This is a genomic window from Pontibacter beigongshangensis (assembly GCF_014332515.1).
GTDB lineage: Bacteria > Bacteroidota > Bacteroidia > Cytophagales > Hymenobacteraceae > Pontibacter > Pontibacter beigongshangensis.
In genome coordinates, this window is the sequence record NZ_VFSD01000009.1 from 1 (window position 1) to 23,565 (window position 23,565).

Sequence of the window (23,565 nt, forward strand, 5' to 3'; positions counted from 1 at the left end):
AGGGAACCCAAGGTGTACGTGGCCCAGATTGTGGACGGCACCAGCCAGGTTTTTGAGTGAGTGATTTTTGAATGGGTGAAAGAGAGATTGAGTAAATTAATAATGGAAACAAAATTGGCTTCTGTGCCTGTTGCTCTCCTTGTTGCTTGAATCCAGGATCTAAAAAGATACAACCACAATTAATCTTCAGATCACCAAATTTTCAAATCATTCATTCAAGATTCACCCCTTCAACTAACCTGCAACACAGCATTAGATACAAAACTTTGCCGCAGGAGCGGCAGCAACAGATAAACCTATGAGTGCATTTGATTTAGAAGAACATCCGCACCGGCGCTACAACCCGCTTTCGGGAGAATGGGTGCTGGTATCGCCGCATCGGGCCAAAAGGCCATGGCAGGGGCAGCAGGAGGCGGTAGGGAAAGAATCGCGCCCCCCTTACGACCCTACCTGCTACCTGTGCCCGGGCAACACACGCGTTAACGGCGATCAGAACCCCAAATATGAGTCTACCTTTATTTTCCAGAACGATTTTGCAGCACTTCAATCCGATACCCCGTCAGGCTCCTTCACCAAAGGAGGATTGCTGCGTGCAGAAAGCGAAAGAGGACTGGGTAAAGTAATCTGTTTCTCACCGCGCCATGACCTCACGCTCCCCGACATGGAGGTGGCAGATATCCGAAAAGTAGTGGACCTGTGGCAGCAGGAGTACGAGGAACTGGGCAAGCTCGACTTCATCAACTATGTACAGATATTTGAGAACAAGGGGCAGGTAATGGGCTGCAGCAACCCGCACCCGCACGGGCAGATCTGGGCCCAGAGCACGGTGCCCGGTGAACCAGCCAAAGAAACAGTGCAGCAGGAGGCGTATTACAGGCAAAACGGTCGCAGCCTGTTAGCTGATTACCTGCAGCTGGAGTTGGAGGAGCAGAAGCGTATGGTGTATCAGAACGACCACTTTGCCGTGCTGGTGCCTTTCTGGGCCATTTGGCCCTTCGAGACCATCATCATCAGCAAACGCCACTTTCAGCACATCGGCCAGATGGAAAGTACAGAGAAAGATGCTTTTGCCGATGCCATTAAAAACCTGACAATGGCCTACGATAAAGTGTTTAATGTGTCGTTTCCGTACTCTGCAGGCATTCACCAGAAGCCAACCGACGGGCAGGAGCACCCAGGCTGGCACTTCCACATGCACTTTTACCCGCCGCTGCTGCGCTCGGCCTCTGTAAAGAAATTTATGGTAGGCTACGAAATGCTGGGCGACCCCCAACGCGATATCACCGCAGAGGCAAGTGCAGAAAGGTTAAGGAACCTGGTGTAGAATTGATAGTTTCCCCTCTAACAAAAGCGGCTGTCCAGAAAGGGAGGCCGCTTTTGTTAGAGGATACCTTGAAGAGAATCTGTTACAAAGCCATCGGAGCAGCAGCAACAGCAGAGGTCTCCGGAGGGCATTTTTCATTAGAATAATTCGCAGCTAGTGCCACCACGTGACTTTGTTCTTTTTAAGTATTGAAGGAAAAGAGTCAGCTTCTGAATAGTTATAGCCACTTGTTCAGCAAAACGATCAGGTCTTCCTGCGTAAAGGGCTTGCAGAGGTGGTCGTTCATGCCCGCTGCCAGGCTTTTATGAATATCTTCTTTATAGGCGTTGGCAGAAAAGGCAATAATCGGGGCTGTGAAGGCAGCTTTTCGGAGTTGGGCAGTAGCTTCCAGCCCATCAATCCCAGGCATCTGGATGTCCATGAAAATAAGGTCGAAAGCTGTTTCCTGGGCCAGCCGGATGGCTTCGTGCCCGCTTATGGCTGTCGTTACTTTAGCGCCGAAGCCTTCCAGGATGTCCTGCATCAGGTACATGTTTATTTCGTTGTCGTCTACGACCAGAATCTGCTTTTCGACCTGCAGTTTAAAGTTGGGGTCGTTGGCCGGGCTTTCTGGCTGAGCCATGGTTTGCTCAGTTGCTTTTAGCTTAATGCTGAACCAGAACGTGGCGCCATGCTCTTGCCCCGGCAAAGGGCTGATGACGCCCAACTGGCCCTCCATCTTTTTGACCAGGTTCCGGCAAATGGCGAGCCCCAGGCCAAAGCCCCCATAGCGGCGGGAGGTGGACTGGTCTGACTGGGTAAAGGAATCAAAAATAAGGGCCTGTTTTTCGTCCGGAATACCTACACCCGTATCGGTTACTGTACAGGTGAGCAGATAAGTGTTTCCCTCTGCTTTTTCCGCCCGATGGTGCACGGCAATCTCTCCCCGCTCCGTAAACTTAATGGCATTGCTTACCAGGTTAATAAGAACCTGGTTAATCCGGTTTGAGTCTCCGATGGCGATTTCGGGAACAGAATCATCGAAGGAGTAGGTAAAGGAGATGTTTTTGCCAGCAGCCAGGTACTTATAGGGCTCCAGGTTGGCGGCAGCCGTACTTCTGATATCAAACGGTATCAGCTCCAGGCTGATCTTGTCTTGTTCGATCCGGTGCAGGTCCAGAATGTCGCTGAGCAGTTTGGAGAGTGCGGTGCCGGAGGTTTTGATCAGGTGCAGATACTGTTGCTGAGACTTGTTCAGGTCGGTTTTCATGAGCAGGTCCGTAAAGCCCATGATCCCGTTCAGGGGCGTCCTGATCTCATGGCTCATGCTCGAGAGGAAATTGGTTTTGGCCTCGTTGGCTGCCTCGGCTTTGTTCTTGGCCTCTTTCAGCTCCAGTTCCGTGCGCTTTATCTCCGATATGTCTTTGGCAACAATGAGAATACCGTCTATTTCTTTCCGGCTGTTCATCAGGTAAGAAAAAGAGCAGGAGGCAGGCAGGACAACATGATCCCGCTTTGCCTCCAGAAGCAACTCCACGTTCAGGCATTTGCCCTTCTGCCTGAACTTTGCCATGGCCGTTTCCAGGGCGGCCGCATTGCTGCTGTGCACCAGCTCCGAAAAATGGTGGCCGGTGAGCTCATCTCCACTTATTCCCAGCAATTCCTCGAAGGCCTCATTTACCGTGCGCACGGTAAAGTCATTGTTCAGAATGAGCAGCATGTCTACCACTCCCTGGTAAATGCTTTTCATAAAATCTCTGGACACAGTGGAGCTTTTCAGCTCCTGCCCCAACATACTGATGCCGGCAATGATGGCATCCATCTCATCTCCAGTTTCAGAGGCTTCTATCTCATAATCGAAGTTGCCGTTGGCTACCTCCGCAATCAGCGTCATGATTTCCTCTATTCTATCTTTTAGAACTTTCACTTATATAGCTTGATACTGTTCTTTAAATGCCGTCACTCCTTATCTAGCGCTATGGTAGCCTGCAGCATCTCCATGGTATAGTTGTCTTTAGCCTGGTAGTAGCCCACCTTAGGGTATAGGGTAGCGCCCAGCTTTTTCTTTTCTATGGAAGCCGAGATGCCAAAGTTAACTTTTTTGCATGTAAGCGCATTGGCTCTTCTTATAACCTGGTAAAGTGTCTGCCTGTAAACCCCATACTCCTTCAGGTAGGCGTAGTTCATGCCGATCAGGGCCGGGCTGTATATATTGTCGTTGTTGATGTGGCAGAAGCATACCGAAACAGGCATTCTGGTGGCTGCAGGGTCGTCTTTTAAGTACAGAACAACAAACTCCCACGAACTGTTTTCATTCATCAGGTAGAACAGTTTGTCGGGGTACAGAAAGTTGTTGATGCCGTAGTTGTTCTTTTTTACGTTTGCGAAGAGCTGTATGGCATACTCCAGTTCATCAGTGCCGAGTTGCTGCTTTACTTCCACGTCGAACAGATGCTCGTTCCGTTTTACTTTTGCTGCAAACTGCTCCCGGCTCTTCCGGCTTAGGGTTTTCCTGTATTCTTCTTCTGTCGTCCAGTTCAAATGCTCCACCACCCCGGATTCCGGCAGGTCTATTTTCACGAAATCCTGTTCCAGCATAAAGTCCTCCATTTCCTTGTCTCCGGCGTCCAGGTCGCGGAGCAGAATGTTGGCGGCGTTCTCTTTTTCCTGATCTTTGTAGAACCCGCCTATCAATGTCTTCAGGGCTTTTTTCCAGTGTGGACTCTTCCTGTCCAGGAACAGGTGGTTGCCTTCTGTAAACAAAGTGCCCATGGTCAGCCCCACAGAGGTCAGGTAATAGGGGTTTAGTTCGCGCTCCTTCTCCAGCACCTTAGAGATAGAAACCTCTGAAAACATGTCGTCTTTTTGCAGGGCTATCACGGCAAAGGTCATCAGAACGATCTTACCTTCCGGGTCTTCCACCACATAGTACCTGAAAGCCCAGTTATTCTCTTCTTCCTCGTTGTTGGCAAACGTTTCTTCCAGGAACCGGAGCCCTTCCCAGTCAAAGATCCCTCTGTTACCCAGGTGCTCGTTCCAGGTGGCAGGATCGAGGTCGGCAATGGTGTTAAAGCATAGCAGCTTCAGCGGGTTTTGGGCAGCCGGCAGGGGAGAGAGGGCAGGTTCAGAGGGGGGAGTCATTTTAAAGGCTTTCCTTATCTTTTCGAGGGTCTGGTTGGTGGCGGTCAACGCCTTCCCGAAATGCAGGCACAGCTTATCCACAAGCACTTCTATGTCGTCGTAAGTGTTGTTGAGGGAGATCGTAATGCGGATGCCTATATTTTTGGCAGGCACGGCCGGAAAGGTAGCCAGGTTTACATACAGGCCATCCTGCAGCAGCTCCTGCACCAAGTGGTTGCCCATATCCATGGTGCCGGTGCCGATAAAGAAGATCGGGCTCTGGCTCTCGTGCACCAGCGGCAGGTTGGTTTTTTTGAGCAAGGCGTTAAAGTAGGCGATCTTCTTCTGCAACTCCTCCTGGTACGCATAAATTCGATTGCTTCTATGAATCCTGGCCGATGCCAGCGCAGCGCCAAGCGTGGCAGGTTCTATCTGCACCGAAAAGGTGAGCGGGCCTCCGAAGTTGTTCACTTTGTTGTACCACTCCTCGTTGGGGAACAGCGACAAGCCGCCGCAGGCACCAAAGGCTTTGCCGAGGTTGGCCGTCAGCACCATCTTGCGGTAGAGCTTGTTGTCCATCTGGCTCATAACATACCCTGTGCCGTGCTTGCCGGCCCAGCTCATGCCATGGGCATCGTCTACATACAAGTGCAGCTGTTCATATTTTTCGGCCAGAGCTATCATTTCTTTGATAGGTGCAAAATCGCCGTACATAGAATACACCCCATCGGCCATGTACCAGATGCGGTCGAAATTGCTGCGTTGCTTCTTGATCCGGTCTTCCAGCATCTCCAGGTTGTTGTGGCGGATCATCTCTACGGTCACGCCCTGGGTCAGCATCTTCTTTACCGCCTCCTGCACACTGGCATGCACCTGGTGGTCCAGAATTACCAGGTCGGTTTGCCTGATCAGGCTCGGAATGGTGGTAAGGTGCGAGAGTGTGCAGTTCTTTGATATAACTACCTGAGCCTGATACATCTCCTGAATCATAGTTTCGAGTTCGCGGTAGAGCGGATTCGAAATATAGGTTCTCGACATAGGAAACTGGGTGCCAAACCGCTCAATTGCATCGATGGCTGCCCGCTTAACTTCGGGGTGGTGCTCCAGGCCCAGATACCCACACGTTCCGAAATGTAGCACTTTGCTGCCATTGAGTATAAGGGATCTTCCATCCAAGGATTCGTCCTCTGCGTGAAGGTGAATGATGCCTTTTTTTCTTGACATGGAAAGTACAGAATCAACTGTATCGAGGAGGTTGTTGTGTCTTATTTTAGCCATTTTTGTTATATTTGCCTGGATTTCTAGCTAAACAGTCCAAGCTGGAATAAATTCAATTTAGATGGCAAATCTCGGCAGAAAAAATGATGTTGAAACAAAAGATTCGAAATATGTTTATTTTCGATGTGAAAACGGCATTTTAGAGTGTTATGTAAAGGAGATTGAGCTGCTTGATTTGCCTATTGCCAAAGCTTGTGTACAAGATCGGCTGGAGTTTATTCAGTCTGACTCTTATCCCAGCATGTTCGATATCACCAAAGTGAAGAAATCGACGAAAGAAGCCCGGGACTTTATGGCGAATGAGGGCAATGAGCAGGTGACGGCAAGCGCCATTCTGGTAACATCGCCAGTGCTCCGGATGATGGCCAATTTCTACATTTCCGTGAACAAGCCAAAAAACCCTTCCCGTATGTTTACCGATAAGCGAGAGGCGCTGGAGTGGCTGGCCCAGTTTAAAGGCAGCCTCTGCCTGCTGCTGTTGAGCTTTCTTTCAAAAACGAACCTCTTGTTTACCTGCTGCTAGCCGGCTACTGCTGCGGGTCTTGCGGCTTGCCTTTGATTATTCAGAATCAATCTTGCCGATCCGCAGGCAGCAGGAACAGAAAAAGCTACGTATTTTTTTTGGCAGCTCCGGGCTAATCTAACCGTCGCAAGCAGAGCTAAAGATCGCTTTACCTGCAGCAGGGAAAAAGCCTCCGGAGGGCCCTTTTCATTCAAATAATTGCTGGTAGGTAGTTGTTGATTGGTTAATGAAATATTATTCCCGAATTTAAAGCTGAACAACTTTGAATTATTAAATAATCACGGCCCTTAACTACACACCGCTATCTGGCTGTTGATTGCCGCATCATGAGCAGGGGTTCCAGCACTATTTTCTCCGGCTCTGCTTCATAGAACTTTTTGCCCTTTGAGAGCTTGAGGTACAGGTTGGCTACTTCCTCGCCCATTTTTACGGTCTGCTGATCGATGGTGGAGAGGGTAGGGGTGATGTAGGCTCCGAACGCCTCGTTGGCAAAACCAATTACTCCCACCTGCTCCGGCACCGTAATGCCGTGCGCCAGCAGCTGATGGATAGCGCCCATCGCCATGTAATCCTCCAGCGAGAAAATGGCATCGAACTTCACCTTTTGCTCCAGCAGCTGATCTACGCAGGCTTTGCCATACTCCATCGAAATGTTGCCCCTGAACACCAGGTTCTCATCATAAGGCAGATCGTAATAAGCCAGGGCGTCGATGTACCCGCGCAGCCGCTCCCTGAAAATGGGCAGGTCCCGCTCCGAGGAGATGTGCACAATTCTTCTGTAGCCTTGCCGGATCAGGTGCTCCGTTGCCATAAACCCGCCTTTGTAGTCGTTGATGGTAACAGTAGGCACGTTCAGTTCGTCTATGGTGCGGTCAAAGAAGAGCAGGGGCACATTCCGTTTCTTAATTTCGGCATAGTGCTCATACTGCAGGGTCTCGGCCGTTACGGAGGCGATAATGCCATCTACCCGGGAGGCCAGAAAAGTGGCGATCCCTTTGGTTTCCTGCTTCAGCGACTCATTCGACTGGTAGAGCAGGATGCTGTATCCATTCTCGTGCATGACCCGCTCAATACCATGCACGACCGAGCTGAAAAACGAGACATCGAGGCTGGGCACCACCACCCCGATAATGTTGGTTCGCCCGGACCGTAAGGAGGAAGCCACTTTGTTTTGCCGGTAGCCCAGGCGTTTGGCTGTTTCGCGAACAGCTTCTTTGGTGGAGATGCTGATGGCCGGATGGTCGTTCAGTGCCCGGGCCACTGTAGAGAAGGTGATGTTGAGTTCCCTGGCAATATCGTGTATGGTTACTTTTTGCACGTAGATTGAGTTTGTTTGGCAATTTCCCACTGATTTCTGAGCAAAGCCAGCAGGGAAAGAAAGGGTTTAAACGATAAAGTAAAATTATTTTAAACATAATTGCAGATAAATTTTTGGATTTCAAAACTTTCTTTTATGTTTATGCCAACGTTGGCATAAACTATTGTTTGTTCACTCCGGAAATGGCGGCCACGAGCGGTTACCAGGGTGAAGCTGATGCTAAAAAGAATCAAATATGCTCTTATTAGGAATAGATGTTGGCACTTCGTCCATTAAAGTGTCGGTTGTGGAGGCAGCTTCGCAGCAATGTGTGGCCTCGGCGCAATACCCAGAGGTAGAGTCCGGCATTATATCGCATCAGTCGGGCTGGGCAGAGCAGTCGCCTGATATGTGGTGGGAGCACGTGCAGGCTGCCATCAGCAAGGCAAATGCCAGCGGCAGGTACAACCCGAAAGATATCGGCTCCATCGGCATCGCCTACCAGATGCACGGGCTGGTGGTTGTAGACAGGGAGCAGCGCGTGATCCGCGATGCGATTATCTGGAGCGACAGCCGGGCCGTGGAAATCGGCAGAGGTGCCCTGGAAGCCATAGGCGAGGAGCGAAGCCTGACGCACCTGCTTAACTCACCGGGCAATTTCACCGCCTCCAAGCTGGCCTGGGTAAAGCAGCACGAGCCTGAAAAATTCGGACAGATCTATAAAGTGATGCTCCCCGGCGACTTTATCGCCATGAAGCTCACCGGCTACATCACCACCAGCATTTCGGCACTGTCGGAAGGGGTTTTCTGGGATTTTAGGGAAGACCAGCTGTCGGAGGATGTGCTCAACTACTTCGGATTCGACAAGGAACTGATTCCGGAGATAAAGCCGGTGTTTTCGGAGCACGGCCAGCTGAAGCGCGACATCGCTGCAGCGCTGGGCCTGACGGAAGGCATTCCGGTGACCTATAAATCAGGCGACCAGCCCAACAATGCGCTTTCGCTGAACGTGCTCAAGCCTGGAGAGGTGGCGGCCACGGCCGGTACCTCCGGGGTGATCTATGGCGTGAGCGACCAACTGGTGTACGATCCGCAGTCACGGGTAAACACTTTTGCCCACGTGAACTATGCCAGCGAGGAGAAGCGCGTGGGGGTACTGCTATGCATCAACGGCACCGGCATTATGAACAGCTGGACCAAAAATATGATCGGCACCGGCATCAGCTACCCCGAGATGAACAGGCTAGGCCAGCAGGTGGCCATCGGCAGCGATGGCCTGCGGGTGCTGCCTTTCGGAAACGGGGCCGAACGCATGCTCAGCAACAAAATAGTAGGAGCCCATGTCGAGAACATCGACCTGTACAAACACACCCAGCCGCACATTTTCAGGGCGGTGCAGGAGGGCATTGCCTTTGCCTTCCGCTACGGCCTGGACATTATGCGCGAGAACGGCATGAACCCGACGGTGATCAGGGCGGGCAGGGCCAACATGTTCCTGAGCGAGCTGTTTACAGAGGCTTTTGTAAATGCCACCAACGTGCCGGTGGAGCTCTACCCCAGCGATGGCAGCGTGGGAGCGGCCCTGGGCGCAGGCATCGGTGTGAAGACATTTGCTTCCGGCGACGAGGCCTTCAGCAAAACGCAGCCCCTGCAATTAGTAGAACCACGGGCCGCTGCCGCTTACGAGCCGGTGTACCAGGAGTGGAAAGCTCTTTTAGAAGAAAAACTGAATAGAAAAAAATAAGATCATCTACCGTAGAAAACACAGTACAACATGGCAAACATAGTATTAGGAGACAAAGAATATTTTAAAGGAATAGGTCAGATTCAGTTCGAGGGGCTGGAGTCAGATAATCCGCTTGCATACCGCTGGTACGACGAGAACCGCGTAGTGGCCGGCAAAACCATGAAGGAGCACCTGCGCTTTGCGGTTGCCTACTGGCACTCTTTCAATGGAAACGGTTCGGACCCTTTTGGTGGTGCCACCCACATTTTCCCTTGGGATGAAAAGTCGGATGCCGTAGAAAGAGCCAGAGACAAAATGGACGCAGCCTTCGAGTTCCTCACCAAAATCAACATGCCGTATTACTGTTTCCATGATGTGGACGTGGTGGATTATGGCGATGATATTGTAGAGAACGAGCGCAGGCTACAGACGCTGGTGGAGTACGCACAGCAGAAACAGCAGGAAAGCGGTGCCAAGCTGCTTTGGGGCACGGCCAACCTGTTTTCGCACAAGCGTTACATGAACGGCGCCTCTACCAACCCTGATTTCCATGTACTGACGCATGGTGCCGCCCAGGTTAAAGCTGCTTTGGATGCCACCATAGCTCTGAACGGCGAGAACTACGTGTTCTGGGGCGGTCGCGAAGGCTACATGAGCCTGCTGAACACCAACATGAAGCGCGAGAAAGAGCACTTTGCGCAGTTCCTGCACGCTGCTAAAGACTATGCCCGCAAGCAGGGCTTTAAAGGCCAGTTCTTCATTGAGCCGAAGCCGGCAGAGCCCTCCAAGCACCAGTACGATTTCGATGCCGAGACCGTGATCGGGTTCCTGCGCCAGCACGACCTGCTCAACGACTTCAGCCTGAACCTGGAAGTAAACCACGCCACGCTGGCCGGCCACACCTTTGAGCACGAGCTGCAGGTGGCTGTAGATGCCGGCCTGCTCGGCTCCATAGATGCCAACCGCGGCGATTACCAGAACGGCTGGGACACCGACCAGTTCCCGGTGAACATCAACGAGCTGACAGAGGCCATGCTGATTATCCTGCAGGCAGGTGGCTTTAAAGGAGGCGGCATCAACTTCGATGCCAAGATCAGGAGAAACTCTACCGATCCGGCTGATCTGTTCTACGCCCACATTGGCGGTGCTGACGCTTTTGCCAGAGCCCTGGTAACAGCCGACAACATCCTGCAGAAGTCAGATTTCAAGAAAATCCGTGAAGAGCGTTACGCCTCTTTCGACAGCGGCAAAGGCAAAGAATTTGAAGAAGGTAAACTGACGCTTGAGGACCTGCGCGCCTATGCCATAGAGCACGGCGAGCCGGAAACCAGAAGCGGCAGACAGGAATACCTGGAGAACCTGATCAACCGATATATTTAATTCTGTTCAATAATTGCTGGAAGGCTTCGTGGGTAACTCACGGAGCCTTTTTTTGTTGCAGCTGGTTTACCTTTTATTCCTGGATATACAGCAGCAGTAGAAGCAGCAGTAAATACCTCCGGAGGGGCTTTTTCATTGAAATAATCTGCGTCGTAACCTGTGCAGGATGGAAGGGGTTTTCTATGCTTTTCAATACAAATAATGTATAAACATATATCTTTGCCCAGAGTTTGCCCGTAAAGATACTGATGCAAGCTTTTAAGAAGCAGCTAATCCAGAAACAAAAGATAGACATGTCAGCGTTATTTAGTCCACTTACCATAAGAGAAATCACTTTAAAGAACAGAATTGCCATGTCGCCCATGTGCATGTACAGCAGCGAAGACGGGTTTAGCAACGACTGGCATTTTGTGCATTATGGCAGCCGTGCGGTAGGAGGTGCCGGTTTGGTGATAGTAGAAGCGACGGCAGTAGCCCCCGAAGGCAGAATCACGCCCGATGACCTCGGAATCTGGAAAGATGAACATATCTCCGGCCTCCAGAAAATCACCGGATTTGTAGAAAACAACGGGGCCGTTCCTGGCATACAGCTGGCTCATGCCGGCCGGAAAGCCAGTCACCAGAGCCCCTGGAAAGGTGCAGCCGCCCTGGAGGCAGCGAAGGGTGGCTGGCAGACGGTGGCGCCCAGTGCCATTCCTTTCTCCGGCACAGAGCCTGCCCCGCATGCCCTTGCGGAGCAGGAGATACAGGAGGTGGTCGCAGATTTTAAGGCGGCCGCTGTTCGTGCCCTGGCAGCCGGCTTTAAGATCGTGGAGATTCATGCGGCCCACGGCTACCTGCTGCACGAGTTCTTGTCGCCGTTGAGCAATACCCGCACCGACAGGTATGGCGGCTCTTTTGAAAACCGGATCAGGCTGGTGCAGGAAGTAACCGAGGCTGTCCGCAGTGTGTGGCCCGAAGAGTACCCGCTGTTTGTGAGAGTATCGGCCACCGACTGGACCGACGGAGGCTGGACCGCTGAAGATGCCGCCGCCCTGGCGGCAGTGCTGCGGGAGCAGGGCGTGGACCTGATCGACTGCTCTTCGGGGGGCAATGTGCCTGCCGCCAAAATTCCGGTGGGGCCTGGTTACCAGGTGCAATTTGCCGAGCGCATCAAAAACCAAACCGGCATACTGACCGGCGCCGTCGGGCTGATAACGGATGCCCAGCAGGCACAGGAGATACTAGCTGCCGGAAAGGCCGACCTGGTGCTACTGGCAAGAGAGTTTCTGCGCGACCCGTACTTCCCGCTGCATGCCGCCCACGAACTGCAGCAGGAGCAGGCGTGGCCTTTACAGTACGAGCGGGCAAAACCGAGGTAGTGCACTTTCAACTTAGAAAATAGAAATGATCATGGCGTGGGCATCCAGTGTTGTGAGGATGATTTGTGGCCTCCGGCACCAGGGAGCTTCCGGTTCAAAATAAATTGGAGGAGCACTAAATATATTCACCTAAATATTGCCGGGTAAGATGGAGAGGAGAAAAAGGTCTATATTTAGGAATTATTCTAATTAAAACGGCCCTCCGGAGGTGCTGCTGTTTAGAGTGTAGATGTTTTGTCAGAATCTTTTTAAAGGGCCCCTACTCCGGGGAACTTCGGGATATTCTCGTAACTTTTCTTCCAGGCTTATCGCCCACAAGTTCCTTCAGCATGACAGCAAAGGCTGAGACAGTTACCAAATCAAGCATTTAACCATTGCTTCATTGGCACATTAATCAGATTATTCTAATGAAAAAGCCCCTCCGGCGGCGCTGCCAGTCCTGCTGCGGCAGAACACCTGCAAATATTTTCATGTTAAAGATCGGGTAGCAGGAGAAAAAGGAGGCCAGCCGAATATTTTGGCTTTCGAATATAAATCTTTGTGCACAATTCCCGTAAACACCTGAAAAGTTGTAAGGCTACCGACTTACAGCCATTTCAGCCTAACACATACGATACGACCTATGCTTACTTTCGACAAGCTTTCATTGAACATTCCGGAAACCACCAAACCAAGAGTAGTCATTATCGGCGGCGGATTTGGGGGGATAAACCTGGCTAAGAAATTATCTAATAAAGACTTTCAGGTGGTGATGTTCGATAAGCAGAACTACCACGGCTTCTGGCCGCTACTCTACCAGGTGGCAACCGCCGGCCTTGAGCCCGATGCCATTGCCGAGCCGCTGCGCAAAATGTTTGGCAGCGACGACTACGAGGATTTCCATTTCCGGCTGGTGCGCGTAACGGGCGTTTACCATGCCTCCAACACCGTGGCCACCCTCATCGGCGACCTGCCATACGATTACCTGGTAATCGCGACCGGCACCAAGCCAAATTTCTTCGGCAACGAGCAGATCAAGCGCTACTCATTCCCGCTCAAGCATATTCCGGATGCCCTTAACCTGCGCAGCCAGTTGCTGCAGAGTTTTGAGCAGGCCAACATGACCAAAGACATGGAGATTCGCCAGAGCCTGCTCAATTTTGTAATTGTGGGAGGAGGGCCTACCGGGGTGGAGTTGGCAGGGGCGCTGGCCGAAATGCGCACCCACATACTCCCGACCGATTACCCCGGGCTGGATTTCAGTATCATGAACATTTACCTGGTAGAGGGCCTGGACCGGGTGTTGCCACCCATGGATCCTAAATCCAGCGAGAAGACACATCGCTACCTCGAAAAACTGGGCATCAGCATCAAGGTCAACACCTTGGTGGAGTCGTATGACGGCCTGACCGTGATGCTGAAGGGCGGTGAGCAGATAAAGGCACACACACTGATCTGGGCAGCAGGCGTGTCGGGAGCGCTGGTAGACGGCTTGCCTGAGGAGTCGGTGGAGCGGGGCCGGATTCATGTAAACACCTTTAACCAAGTCAGAGGTTTCAACAATATTTTCGCTATCGGCGATATCGCCTTCATGAAAACAGAGAAATTCCCCAAAGGACACCCGGGGGTGGCTCAGCCCGCCATGCAGCAGGGGAAGCTGCTGGCCAAAAATTTAAAGCGCCTTGTCCGGGGGGAGAAGATGGAGCCATTTGAGTATGTCGATAAAGGCTCGCTGGCTATTATCGGGCGAAACCGGGCCGTGGCCGACCTGCCTGGTAATTTGCGCCTGAGCGGGTTTGTGGCCTGGGTTATCTGGCTGTTTGTGCACATCATGTACCTGGTCGGTTTCCGCAACAAGCTCGTGGTGATCAGCAACTGGATGTACCGGTTCTTTACTTTTGAGCGTGGCACCCGGCTCATCATCAGGCCATTTGTGCGCAAAGGCGACAAAAGCGCCCGCGACTTTTTCAGGAAATATAACCCTGATACCTGATACCTTATTTCATACTTTGGTGCAGCAAGGCATAAAGAAGCCTATCGCTCCATCTAGTCTGAAATTGAGGCTCAGTAGAGCAGTCAAAACCCGGGAAGCCATTACCCTGGTAAAAATTGTGGCGCCTTTGTGCTGATGGCTTTCCAGTTTATTTTCCGGCATCACACCAACTTTTGTAAACCACCGCAATCTTAGGGAAACACCACTTCTTATTTTTAACCGGACCAGGCAAAAGCGGCAGATTTACAGAGCAGTGGCCCACTGTAGAGCCGGCTTACAAAGGGGAAAAGCTTGTAGCTTTTCCCCTTTGTAAGCCGGCTCTACCTTTGCGTGGCTTTCCTGTGCCGGGGGAAGGAATTGAGGCTAACGCTGGTTATTTTTGCCATTTATGCTTAATTTTGGCTTTTTGGTTAATAAAATTGAAATAGTATGCCGGATTTATTAGGTGATTTTAGCAGTATCTTAGAAAAAACTTACTTCAACAATACTGTACTCGAATACTTGCTTGCGTTTGCCTTTCTGCTCATAGGCTTTGGCTTGATTAAAGCCTTTAAAAGCGTGTTTCTTAAGCAAATAAAGAGGTTTACAAGTAGGAAACAGAACAGCCTGCAGGACTTCCTGGTAGAAAGCGTCGAGCGGTTTGGCCTTCCCGCTCTTTTTATAACCATCGCCTATCTTTCCCTCACTTCGCTTACGCTGCCTGCCAAGCTGTTGCGCGTGCTGGAAATAAGCTTAACCATAAGCATCACCATTCTGGCCATTCGGTTTCTGTCTACTACTATTCAGCTCCTGCTGCAGTCTTTCTTAAAAAGCCGGACCTACAGCGAAGAGAAAGTAAAGCAGCTGGGCGGGATCATGCTCATCATCAACATCGTGATCTGGTTTGTCGGCATCATTTTTCTTTTCGACAACATGGGCTACAACGTCACCACGGTGGTGGCTGGTCTGGGCATCGGCGGTATTGCCGTGGCCCTGGCTGCACAGAACATCCTGGGCGACTTGTTCAACTACTTCGTTATTTTCCTGGATCGCCCGTTCGAGGTCGGCGACTTCATTATTATTGACGATAAGCTGGGGGTAGTGGAGAACATCGGCATCAAGACTACCCGTGTCAAGAGTCTTTCGGGGGAGCAGCTGGTCTTTTCGAACAGCGACCTGACCAATTCGCGTATCCACAACTACAAGCGTATGGAGCGGCGCAGGGTGGTCTTTAAAATTAAAGTGACTTACCAGACGCCATTCGATAAAATACAGCTGATTCCGGGGCTGTTAAAATCTATTGTGCTGGAGCAGCACCGGGTAGAGTTCGACCGGGCGCATTTTGCTGCCTACGGCGACTCCAGCCTCGACTATGAGGTGGTGTACTATGTGCTGAGTTCCGACTATACTGCCTACATGGATGTGCAACAGGCCATTAATTTCAGGATTTTTGAACAGTTTCAGAGCCTGGGTATCAAATTTGCCCATCCGATACGTACACTGTACATCGCCAACGGAAAGCAGGACAGGGTAAACGAAGACGCATACATACATGCCTGAGATAGGACAGCAGGCAATTGAAAAGTATGCCCGTGTTGGCTCTTTTTATCGGGCCTGCTACCTGTTTTCATAAAAAAAAGCATCTATATGAACTATCGGCAACTGGGCAAATCAGATTTACAGGTTAGTGAGATCGGCTTCGGGTGCATGTCGCTGGGAGATGACGATGCCGCCAACAGAGCATTGCTGCACCAGGCGCTTGACCATGGCATAAACTACTTCGATACGGCTGACCTTTACCAGCATAGCCGCAACGAAACTACCCTTGGCAAAGCCTTTAAGGGCATGCGTGCTAAAGTGTTGTTGGCCACCAAAGCCGGCAACCAAATGCGCCCTGATGGGAGTGGCTGGGACTGGAACCCCTCCAAAGCCTACATTCTCCAGGCCGTGGAAGAGAGCCTGAAGCGTCTGCAGACAGATTACATAGACCTGTACCAGCTCCACGGCGGCACCCTGGATGACCCTATGGACGAAACCATACAAGCTTTTGAGACGCTGCAGCAGCAGGGCAAGATCCGCTTTTATGGCATCTCCTCCATCAGGCCGAATGTGATCCGGGAATACGTGAAGCACTCGAGCATGGTGAGCGTGATGATGCAGTACAGCCTTCTGGACCGTCGCCCTGAGGAAGAGGTTCTGGCGCTGCTGCAGGAGCACCAGATAGGCGTTTTAACCCGTGGTACGTATGCGCAGGGGCTGCTGCTGGGCAAGCCATCCAAACCTTATCTTGGATTTGGTGAGGCTCAGGTTGCCAAAGCCGCCAGTGCCATCGCAGCAGTGGCAGGAACCACCGGAATTGCAGCCGAAGTGGCGGCACGTTTCGTGCTGCACCACCCGGCTGTTACGTCGGCGGTATTGGGCATCCGGAACCAGGCGCAACTTGGGGAGGCGCTGCAGGCAGCAGCTTCTGCTGCGCTCACGAAGGCAGAAATCGAGCAGCTTGCTACAGCAGTAGAAGCCAAAACATATGAGCAGCACCGGTAACTACCGGCCCTTTATTTCTTCTGCTGCCTCACCGCCTTTACCTGCTCCGGCGTAAGGGCCCTGGCTTTGTTACCCCAGTTATTCTGTACAAAGTTCAGCACATCGGTCACCTCCTGGTCTGTGAGGTAGTTCATGGGGGGCATGTCCATGTTATACGTTTCACCGTTCACCATCATTTCGCCGCTTGCCCCATGCAGCACCACGCCTATGGCCCGCTTCTGGTCCTGGAGCAGGTAATCTGATTTGGCCAGAGGAGGGAAGGTGCCGGCAATGCCTTCGCCTGCCGGCATATGGCAGCTCTGGCAGTTGGTGGCGTAAACCTGCGCACCTCTTTTCATGCTGGCAGAGAGGGTGTCTTTCTGAGGCGAAGTAACAAAGAAGCCTGTGGTAACAACAAGAGCGATTATACAACTTTTAAGCATATGCCGGATTCTGATATTTTGCTGTCTAAGATAGGCAGTAGGAAGAAAAAAGGAAAACCTGAGCTCTGTTAATTTAAATGTCTGGATCAGAAACCGGAGTAACCCGGCAGCAGCAGCAGAGGCTCAGGAGGGGCATTTTGATTGAAATAATTTGGTGTTGCGCCTGCTAAAGTGGCTACTGGTCCCTCGCAGGCTGCGCACTTAAACATACAGGACAGCAGTAGGGGCAGAAGAAATATATTCCGGGAATTAAAATTTCTGGGCAGCTGTGCTTAATCTTAGTAATGAATTAGAAATGCTGCGGCAGGAGCCACCCGTCAGTTTTCCCACCAGCGGGTGCTGGGGGCGGTGCTGAGGTTCAGATCGATAGGTTCGCCAATTCTGGGTGTAGCCAGCGGCACATTCAGTTCTTTTGCTTTGGCGGCAACACGCTCTATCGGGTCGGTCCAGGAGTGGAGGGCCAGGGAAAAGGCGCCCCAATGGATGGGCATCAGCAGGCGGCCCTGCACATCCTGGAAGGCCTGCACGGTTTGTTGCGGAAACATATGAATGTTTTCCCAGCGCTCGTTGTACTGGCCGCACTCCATCATGGCAATGTCAAAAGGACCATACTTGTCGCCTATTTCCTTGAAATGAGGGCCATAACCGCTGTCGCCACTAAAGTAGAGGCTTTTTTCTGCAGATTTTATGACCCAGGAAGCCCAAAGCGTGGAGAAGCGGTCGAACAGGCCTCTGCCGGAGAAGTGGCGGGCGGGTGTGCAGATAAACGTCAGGCCTTCGTGTGTCGCCTCGTCGCCCCATTTCAGCTCGTGGATCTTTGCCTCGTCTACGCCCCAAGCAGCCAGGTGCGCCCCCACGCCCAGGGGCGTGTAAAAGGCATCGACCTTATCTTTCAGTTGCCGGATGGAGCTATAGTCGAGGTGGTCGTAATGGTCGTGGGAGATGATGACGGCGTTGATGTGAGGCAAACTGGCCACATCGATGGGTAGTTCATTGGCGTAGCGTTTAGAGCCGAACAGCGGGAGCGGAGAGGGCGACTCCCCGAGCATGGGGTCCAACAGAATGTTTTTGCCATCGATCTCGAGCAGGAAGGCCGAGTGCCCGAACCAGGTCAGGCGCGCTATCCCGTCAGGCTTGTTGGCTATGTCCAGCGAGTCCAGGCGCTGCACCGGCAGTTGGTGGTGGGGCTGCCGGGTGGAGTCGCCTCTCATAAAATCGCGCATGGTGCTGAGCATATCCCCGAAGCTCATGTCCATGGAAGTTGGGACCAGGTTCTGGAATTTGCCATCCTGGTAATAGCTCAGGGTTTGGTAAGACTCTTTCTGGGCCTTGGTCGGGCTCCCTCCAAACTGAGGGCTCGCGTTCATGAAAATAGCGCCGCCCAGCAATATGGCTCCAAAAAGGCTGCCGATTATTATTCCGATCATTTTAAATGTTTTTTTGAACAGTGGCATAAAGTAAGTAGCTGTAGCAGCATGGCAGCCTCAACAAAACCAGGTTTTAGAGATGAACCTGAAAGGCTGGTTTAATGAGTGTTTTATAATTTGATAAGGTTCGAATTGTTCGGGCAAATTTTTACAGGCTGAACGCTTCCCGCAGGTAACGCTTCGTTTCGTCGTTTATGGAGGCCGTTAGCTGCTTTCCCACCTTCTGCACCCTGATCAGGCCGGCAGATTCCAGCTCTTTGATGTGATGCGAGATCGTGGGAGCCCCAATATTCATCTTGGCCGCGATATCACTTACAAAGCAATCGCTTTCGGGAACAGCCACCTTCTTCTGCTGCCATATCTGCAGATACAGTTCCAGCCTGTTCTCATTGGCCAGCGCCTTCATAATGCGGGTCATTTTATTGATATCGTGCCTCATCTCTCAAACTTCGCCACAAATATACGATAATTCGATAAGCGTCAAAGTGTTTTCCAGGCGGGGAGCAGCAGTGTTTTAATTGTTGATTGCTGGTTGTTTAGTGTTTAATGGATTAATTGTTAAATGGTTGATTTGAAGATTTGAAGAATTGGAATGTTTTTTTTCTGTGAATAACAGAGCCGGCAAGTTTCAAACAAAGCATCCTTAAGATTCTTGGATTCTCTAAATTCTGTTAATTCTTTAAATTCCTGGGGGTAGTGGCCCTTTAGAAAGATTCAGACAAAAAAGTCTTGTGTCTTAAAAAAAACTCTGGAGGGCCTTTTTCATTAGAATAATTTACCGGGCCTGTTCCTGGCATGATATGGCTTAGCCTATGGTATGGCTGCGGGCCGCCTGAGCGCGTAAGTTCTGCCAAAATGGCTCTCTTGCACGAAAATCAAATCAGGCCCCAATTTTGTAGCGAAAAACAAGTATATTGTATCAAATAAGTGGGACCAGCCAGAGAGGGGTGCGTGACATGCTCCGGTCGTTTTTCAAGCTCCTGAATTGTTGCAGGCAATGTCTGACCGGCTGGCAGCGTTCCGCGTATATACAGTTAGATATTTTTAAAAAGTAAAAATCAGAATACTCATGGCAATTTTTTTGACGTTTGTAATCGCCCTGGTGCTGGGGTACATCTATGGCCATCATATACGCCCGAACCAGCGTCTGCGAAAGACTATTACCGAGGTCCGGCAAAAATGCATCGCGGCGCTCGAGGAGGGCAACAGAGGCGTGTACAAAACCATCGTGACGGATAACAATAAATCGTCTGAGCTGGTGGTGGAGGTGCAGGAGCTGGCCGTGACCCAGCACGGGCAGGTGAAGGTGCAGTACATCAGCGCATTTTATAAAAACCCTGAGTTCAGGACCAAAAAAGGCGAGGCCCTGCTGAAAGAGGTGCATGGTCTGCTGGGAGAGTACCTGCCCCTGAACGAGATTGAGTGGTACGAAACCACGGAGCGGCATGAGAACATAAAAAAATACCTCAACTCCGTTACCCTTACGCATCACAACCTTCTTTAGCCCCTTATAACCATGGACAAACCCCAGATAACGATTGCCGAAAACAGAGAGCTGATTCAGCAGAAAGCAGTGGCCATCTCTAAAACCATAGATCCGACCAAGCCTGAGACTCTCAGCAACTTCGGGGTGGAGACGCAGCGCAAGCTTGGCTACTATTCCAACGAGCTGCTGACCAAGGTAAAGGTGAAAGATTCGGGCGATGCCGGCGCGGCCATAAACGAGCTGCTGCACCAGATCAACATGGTCAAGATAGATGAGGCCGAGAAGCCGGGCATGCTGTCGCGCATCCCGTTCATGAAGAAGTTCGTGGACAAGTCGAAGCGGATCGCCAGCCAGTACAATACCATCTCTGAGAACGTAGACGATGTAGTGATCAAGCTGGAGAAGACCCGGCAGAGCGTGCTCAAAGACACCACCAGTCTGGAGGTAATGTTTAACCAGGCAGTGGAGTATATCCACGAAATCCGGGCCGTGATCGCTGCCGGCAAAATAAAGATTGAGGAATTAGAGACGCAGACCATTCCGAAGCTGCAGGCCGAAGTAGAGAACAGCGAGCAGGACGAGCTGGCCGTGCAGCGCCTGAGCGATATGATCGCCTTTAAGGAACGCCTGGAGAAGAAGGTGCACGACTTTACACTCTCCCACACCATCGCCACGCAGTCTATGCCGCAGATCCGGATGATCCAGACCACCAACGATGTGCTGGCGCAGAAAATCCAGAACTCCATCGTAACGGTTATCCCGGTATGGCGGCAGCAGGTGGCCATTGCGCTGGGGCTGGAAAAGCAGCGCAAAGCCCTCGAGATCCAGAAGAAAGTGACCGACACCACCAACGAGATGCTGCTCAAAAACTCGCAGCTGCTCAAAACCAACGTGGTAGTGGCCGCCCAGGAAAACGAGCGGGGCATTGTGGATGTGGAAACGCTGAAGAAGGTGAACCGCGACATGGTGGAAACACTGGACGCGGTGATGAAAATATCGGAAGAAGGCAGCAAAAAGCGCGCAGAGGCCGTAAAAGAACTGGCCGCCGTACAGGAAGAACTCAACAGCAAAATAATAGGCACCTTCGGCAAGTCTAAGCAGATCGAAACTGAGTAATGAGGGAGAGTGACAATAAGAAAGCATCTCAGCAGCGGCGCGTCCTGACACAGGAGCAGGATGCCCTGCTGGATCTTTATACCCAGAACCTCGATAATTACTTCGAAGCCGTTAAAGCCTCCGAAAAGATCCAGGTCGAGATTGAAACCCTGCACCTTAAAAGGATTTTATCGAAATGATAAAAATGTTGCGTTCCTTTTTCGGTCTTCAGGGGGAGTCTGGCAAGCGCATGGTGGTGGGGCAGCCGGTGCAGGTCGATCTAAAGGATATCCAGCACATCCGCAACTCCAACACCAGGCTGGCGGCGCTGCTCAACCTCCAGAACCGGTACAAAGGCACCATGCATGAACCCAAGTTCCGGGCCGTGTACGAAAAAACCAAACGCATCCACAACTACCTGGTATCCAAAAAAAGAATTCATGAGCTGGAGCTGTTTCATCTGCAGCACACCGACCATTTTATCAGTACCTTTACCGTGATCATGGAGGTGCACCAGCGGCACGAAACGGGTGCTCCCGTTCCTCCTGAGCAGGCGGAGGCGGCTTCTGAGAGACGGGTACAGGAGCCTGCCCCCGAAAAAGCGAGACCAGCCAAATACGTAGCAGACCTTGCCCGGCGCGTTCGGAGCCAATCTGCCGGAGCCACGGCAGCTGCCACCAGCGGAGAGGCGCCAAAAATAGCCATCCCCATCCTTGCCATAGACCATTTTTCCAGCATCGTATATGCCAGGGAGAACGATGGTGCGGGAACGGTGGTGAAAGAGATCAGTTATTCTTCTACCGACCAGGATAAAGCGGCTTTTCTCACGCATATTTCTGGCCGGCTTGGGATAGGAGCAGGCAGCTTAACGTACGTCGGGAATGCGATGCTCTCCGCGCCCTCCCGCGATGGTGTCGCAACTACCGGCTATTTGCCTGTTGTAAACTGGATCGGCTTCAGCTATGCCCTGAACCTGATCGATTACCGCCTGTTCCCAATTACCATCAGCAGGGAGAGCCTCTGATGAGTGAGCCAATTATTCTAATGAAATAGACCCTCCGGAGCTTTTGTTGCTGCTGCTTATTTTGTCTGAATAAGAAATTTAGGAAGAGCAGGATGATTCTTGTCTGAATCGAAATTTACAGAATTAAAGAATGTTCAGAATTCTTACGTCTATATGTTAACAGAAACTTGTAGGTCCCATTATTCTCATCCATTCAATCCATCTCCAAATTTTCAAATCGAACAATTAGCACATCAGCACATTAAACAATCAGCACATTAAAAGTCCTCTCCCAGCAACTCATCAATAAGTGGCTGCCGGCTTTCGTCGTAAATCAGTTCGCCCTGGAGCAGGAACTTGTTTGTCTGCATCATCACCTCGTAAATGGGCGTGTGGATGTGTTTGGGGATCTTGTAAATGCGCTCGTCCCGTTTATCGAAAGGCGTGGCTACTTTAGAACCAAAGAAGTAGGGGATCAGAATTTTGGAGCAGCTCATGGCAATACGGTGCACCTCGTGCTCCCCGAAATACGCCTGCAGCCGCTCGTTTATGTTTTCGAAGAACTCTTCCGTTTCCCCGAGCCGCACCCGGGAGCCTGCCCTTGATTTGCCCTTGGTCTTGAGGTATTTTACCTGGCTCGTGCCCTGCTTTTTCCGTACCATGTAGGAGCGGAACACCTTATGGTCGAGGTTTTGGCCATTCTCGAAATAGCCTAGGGCGCAGTTCCCCGATTGTATGAGCAGGAGCACGTAGTTTACCTGGCCGGCTGTGCCATTGAGTTGCCTGCCCGGGGGAGGCAGCACCAGGGGGAGCCTGAAATAGGCGAGGTCATTGCCGGTCTGGTCCTGCAGCACCATCCGATGTTTCTCAAATTCGTATGTAGCAGGGTAGCGCCACGCCTCGATTTTCTGAAGCAACTGCTGGGAGGAATCCCGTGGTAAAAAACGGTTCATATGGTTCTGGTGCCGGATGGTAGCCTGTAAAATAAGCAAAAATACCCGGAAATGGCTGTGCGTGTCTGCCTTCTCCCCGAGTACTTCATCTTGGGGAGAGCGGGAGCCACGTGGCTGCTCCTCCTGCCGCACCTGGAAGCCTGCACGGAGAGTTCCGAAATCAGGTGAAAATTTGCAGCATAAAATATAAGCCATTTTGAATTTAAAATATTTAAATGATGTTTGGGAATTAGCCGCCTTATGCCCGATAACTTTAAGGCTTAATTTTTGCACTCATTCATTTTAGTTCAGATTAAGGGAGGTAGCCAGCAACTAAATCGGGCATATATAGTAACATAGGGTATAGCGATGGCCGTATGAGGATGTAATCAGTAGCTTCCGGTTGCGCTATGCCAGGCTTTATGAAGCAAAGAATTGCTCGAAAAAGCAATCAGGCTTCAGAAAAGGCTATTATAGGAGTTGTTACAGACAGCTTCCTATACTTATTTTGATGATTAAGACGCCGACGGACAGAAAAGCAGGGACCACAGGGGAGTATAGTTTTATACAGGCGCCGCACAAGAAAGTCTCATTTTTTCTGTTGTAAAAGTAGGGGAGCCCCTTTGCACCCACTTCATTTCCTTTGATAACACACGTTCCGTAGCAGTTGCCCAGACGCACGGCTCATTTTGAGGTCCAGCCACTGCTCTCAGAAAA

At 51.2% G+C, this 23,565-nt stretch carries 20 protein-coding genes; 12 read left to right on the forward strand and 8 right to left on the reverse strand.

Going from position 1 to position 23,565, the window contains the following annotated elements; translation table 11 throughout:
- The first annotated feature begins 298 nt into the window (after window positions 1–298).
- Entirely contained in the window at window positions 299–1,324 is a 1,026-nt protein-coding gene (locus tag FJM74_RS09045; RefSeq protein WP_187262280.1) for a UDP-glucose--hexose-1-phosphate uridylyltransferase, read from the forward strand.
- Between the two features lie 217 nt (window positions 1,325–1,541).
- Here FJM74_RS09045 and FJM74_RS09050 read toward each other — a convergent pair whose 3' ends face one another.
- Together FJM74_RS09050 and FJM74_RS09055 are read right to left on the reverse strand one after the other, a co-directional pair.
- Window positions 1,542–3,230, reverse strand: a complete 1,689-nt coding sequence (locus FJM74_RS09050) for a response regulator (RefSeq protein WP_187262281.1) — start codon at window positions 3,228–3,230, stop codon at window positions 1,542–1,544.
- A gap of 32 nt (window positions 3,231–3,262) precedes the next feature.
- A complete protein-coding gene (locus FJM74_RS09055; RefSeq protein WP_187262282.1) occupies window positions 3,263–5,701 on the reverse strand; it encodes a GNAT family N-acetyltransferase in 2,439 nt (812 codons plus the stop codon).
- Window positions 5,702–5,762: 61 nt separating this feature from the next.
- On the opposite strand from FJM74_RS09055, the gene FJM74_RS22780 reads away from it, so the two are divergent.
- The gene (locus tag FJM74_RS22780; RefSeq protein WP_449426420.1) at window positions 5,763–6,224 is read left to right on the forward strand and encodes a DUF7793 family protein; all 462 of its coding nucleotides are present in this window, start codon (window positions 5,763–5,765) and stop codon (window positions 6,222–6,224) included.
- Between the two features lie 301 nt (window positions 6,225–6,525).
- On the opposite strand, the gene FJM74_RS09065 is transcribed toward FJM74_RS22780, so the two are convergent.
- The gene (locus FJM74_RS09065) at window positions 6,526–7,542 is read right to left on the reverse strand and encodes a LacI family DNA-binding transcriptional regulator (protein ID WP_187262284.1); all 1,017 of its coding nucleotides are present in this window, start codon (window positions 7,540–7,542) and stop codon (window positions 6,526–6,528) included.
- A 235-nt stretch (window positions 7,543–7,777) separates the two neighbouring features.
- Here FJM74_RS09065 and FJM74_RS09070 point away from each other — a divergent pair, with 235 nt between their 5' ends.
- Window positions 7,778–9,265, forward strand: coding sequence for a xylulokinase (locus FJM74_RS09070; protein WP_187262285.1), 1,488 nt, complete (start codon window positions 7,778–7,780; stop codon window positions 9,263–9,265).
- 30 nt (window positions 9,266–9,295) lie between these two features.
- Window positions 9,296–10,627 (forward strand): xylose isomerase, encoded by a 1,332-nt coding sequence (xylA, locus tag FJM74_RS09075; RefSeq protein WP_187262286.1) that lies wholly within the window; start codon window positions 9,296–9,298, stop codon window positions 10,625–10,627.
- On the opposite strand, the gene FJM74_RS09080 is transcribed toward xylA, so the two are convergent.
- Window positions 10,624–10,881, reverse strand: coding sequence for a hypothetical protein (locus tag FJM74_RS09080; RefSeq protein ID WP_187262287.1), 258 nt, complete (start codon window positions 10,879–10,881; stop codon window positions 10,624–10,626). The genes xylA and FJM74_RS09080 overlap by 4 nt on opposite strands.
- 39 nt (window positions 10,882–10,920) lie before the next feature.
- Here FJM74_RS09080 and namA point away from each other — a divergent pair, with 39 nt between their 5' ends.
- The 4 genes from namA to FJM74_RS09100 all read left to right on the forward strand — a co-directional run bounded on the left by namA (window position 10,921) and on the right by FJM74_RS09100 (window position 16,483).
- Window positions 10,921–11,988, forward strand: a complete 1,068-nt coding sequence (namA, locus tag FJM74_RS09085; RefSeq protein ID WP_187262288.1) for an NADPH dehydrogenase NamA — start codon at window positions 10,921–10,923, stop codon at window positions 11,986–11,988.
- Window positions 11,989–12,610: 622 nt separating this feature from the next.
- Window positions 12,611–13,960, forward strand: coding sequence for an NAD(P)/FAD-dependent oxidoreductase (locus FJM74_RS09090; protein WP_187262289.1), 1,350 nt, complete (start codon window positions 12,611–12,613; stop codon window positions 13,958–13,960).
- 429 nt (window positions 13,961–14,389) lie between these two features.
- Window positions 14,390–15,499, forward strand: coding sequence for a mechanosensitive ion channel family protein (locus FJM74_RS09095; RefSeq protein WP_187262290.1), 1,110 nt, complete (start codon window positions 14,390–14,392; stop codon window positions 15,497–15,499).
- A gap of 87 nt (window positions 15,500–15,586) precedes the next feature.
- The gene (locus FJM74_RS09100; RefSeq protein ID WP_187262291.1) at window positions 15,587–16,483 is read left to right on the forward strand and encodes an aldo/keto reductase; all 897 of its coding nucleotides are present in this window, start codon (window positions 15,587–15,589) and stop codon (window positions 16,481–16,483) included.
- Window positions 16,484–16,494: 11 nt separating this feature from the next.
- Here FJM74_RS09100 and FJM74_RS09105 read toward each other — a convergent pair whose 3' ends face one another.
- The 3 genes from FJM74_RS09105 to FJM74_RS09115 all read right to left on the reverse strand — a co-directional run bounded on the left by FJM74_RS09105 (window position 16,495) and on the right by FJM74_RS09115 (window position 18,771).
- Window positions 16,495–16,905 (reverse strand): c-type cytochrome, encoded by a 411-nt coding sequence (locus FJM74_RS09105; protein ID WP_187262292.1) that lies wholly within the window; start codon window positions 16,903–16,905, stop codon window positions 16,495–16,497.
- Between the two features lie 317 nt (window positions 16,906–17,222).
- Window positions 17,223–18,332 carry an MBL fold metallo-hydrolase gene (locus FJM74_RS09110; RefSeq protein ID WP_187262293.1) on the reverse strand — a complete coding sequence of 370 codons (1,110 nt, stop codon included), beginning with the start codon at window positions 18,330–18,332 and terminating at the stop codon, window positions 17,223–17,225.
- A gap of 148 nt (window positions 18,333–18,480) precedes the next feature.
- Complete coding sequence (locus tag FJM74_RS09115; protein ID WP_206684023.1) at window positions 18,481–18,771, reverse strand: ArsR/SmtB family transcription factor; 291 nt, start codon at window positions 18,769–18,771, stop codon at window positions 18,481–18,483.
- 630 nt (window positions 18,772–19,401) lie between these two features.
- Here FJM74_RS09115 and FJM74_RS09120 point away from each other — a divergent pair.
- The 4 genes from FJM74_RS09120 to FJM74_RS09135 are packed head-to-tail and all read left to right on the forward strand — an operon-like array spanning window position 19,402 to window position 21,937.
- Window positions 19,402–19,836: a hypothetical protein gene (locus FJM74_RS09120; protein ID WP_187262294.1), complete on the forward strand. Its 435-nt coding sequence runs from the start codon at window positions 19,402–19,404 to the stop codon at window positions 19,834–19,836.
- 12 nt (window positions 19,837–19,848) lie between these two features.
- Complete coding sequence (locus tag FJM74_RS09125) at window positions 19,849–20,934, forward strand: toxic anion resistance protein (protein ID WP_187262295.1); 1,086 nt, start codon at window positions 19,849–19,851, stop codon at window positions 20,932–20,934.
- The gene (locus tag FJM74_RS09130; RefSeq protein WP_187262296.1) at window positions 20,934–21,113 is read left to right on the forward strand and encodes a hypothetical protein; all 180 of its coding nucleotides are present in this window, start codon (window positions 20,934–20,936) and stop codon (window positions 21,111–21,113) included. Before FJM74_RS09125 ends, FJM74_RS09130 begins: the two co-directional genes overlap by 1 nt.
- Window positions 21,110–21,937: a hypothetical protein gene (locus FJM74_RS09135; protein ID WP_187262297.1), complete on the forward strand. Its 828-nt coding sequence runs from the start codon at window positions 21,110–21,112 to the stop codon at window positions 21,935–21,937. The genes FJM74_RS09130 and FJM74_RS09135 overlap by 4 nt, the downstream gene beginning before the upstream one ends.
- 257 nt (window positions 21,938–22,194) lie before the next feature.
- Here FJM74_RS09135 and FJM74_RS09140 read toward each other — a convergent pair whose 3' ends face one another.
- Window positions 22,195–23,064 carry a hypothetical protein gene (locus FJM74_RS09140; RefSeq protein ID WP_241739028.1) on the reverse strand — a complete coding sequence of 290 codons (870 nt, stop codon included), beginning with the start codon at window positions 23,062–23,064 and terminating at the stop codon, window positions 22,195–22,197.
- Window positions 23,065–23,565 lie beyond the last annotated feature (501 nt).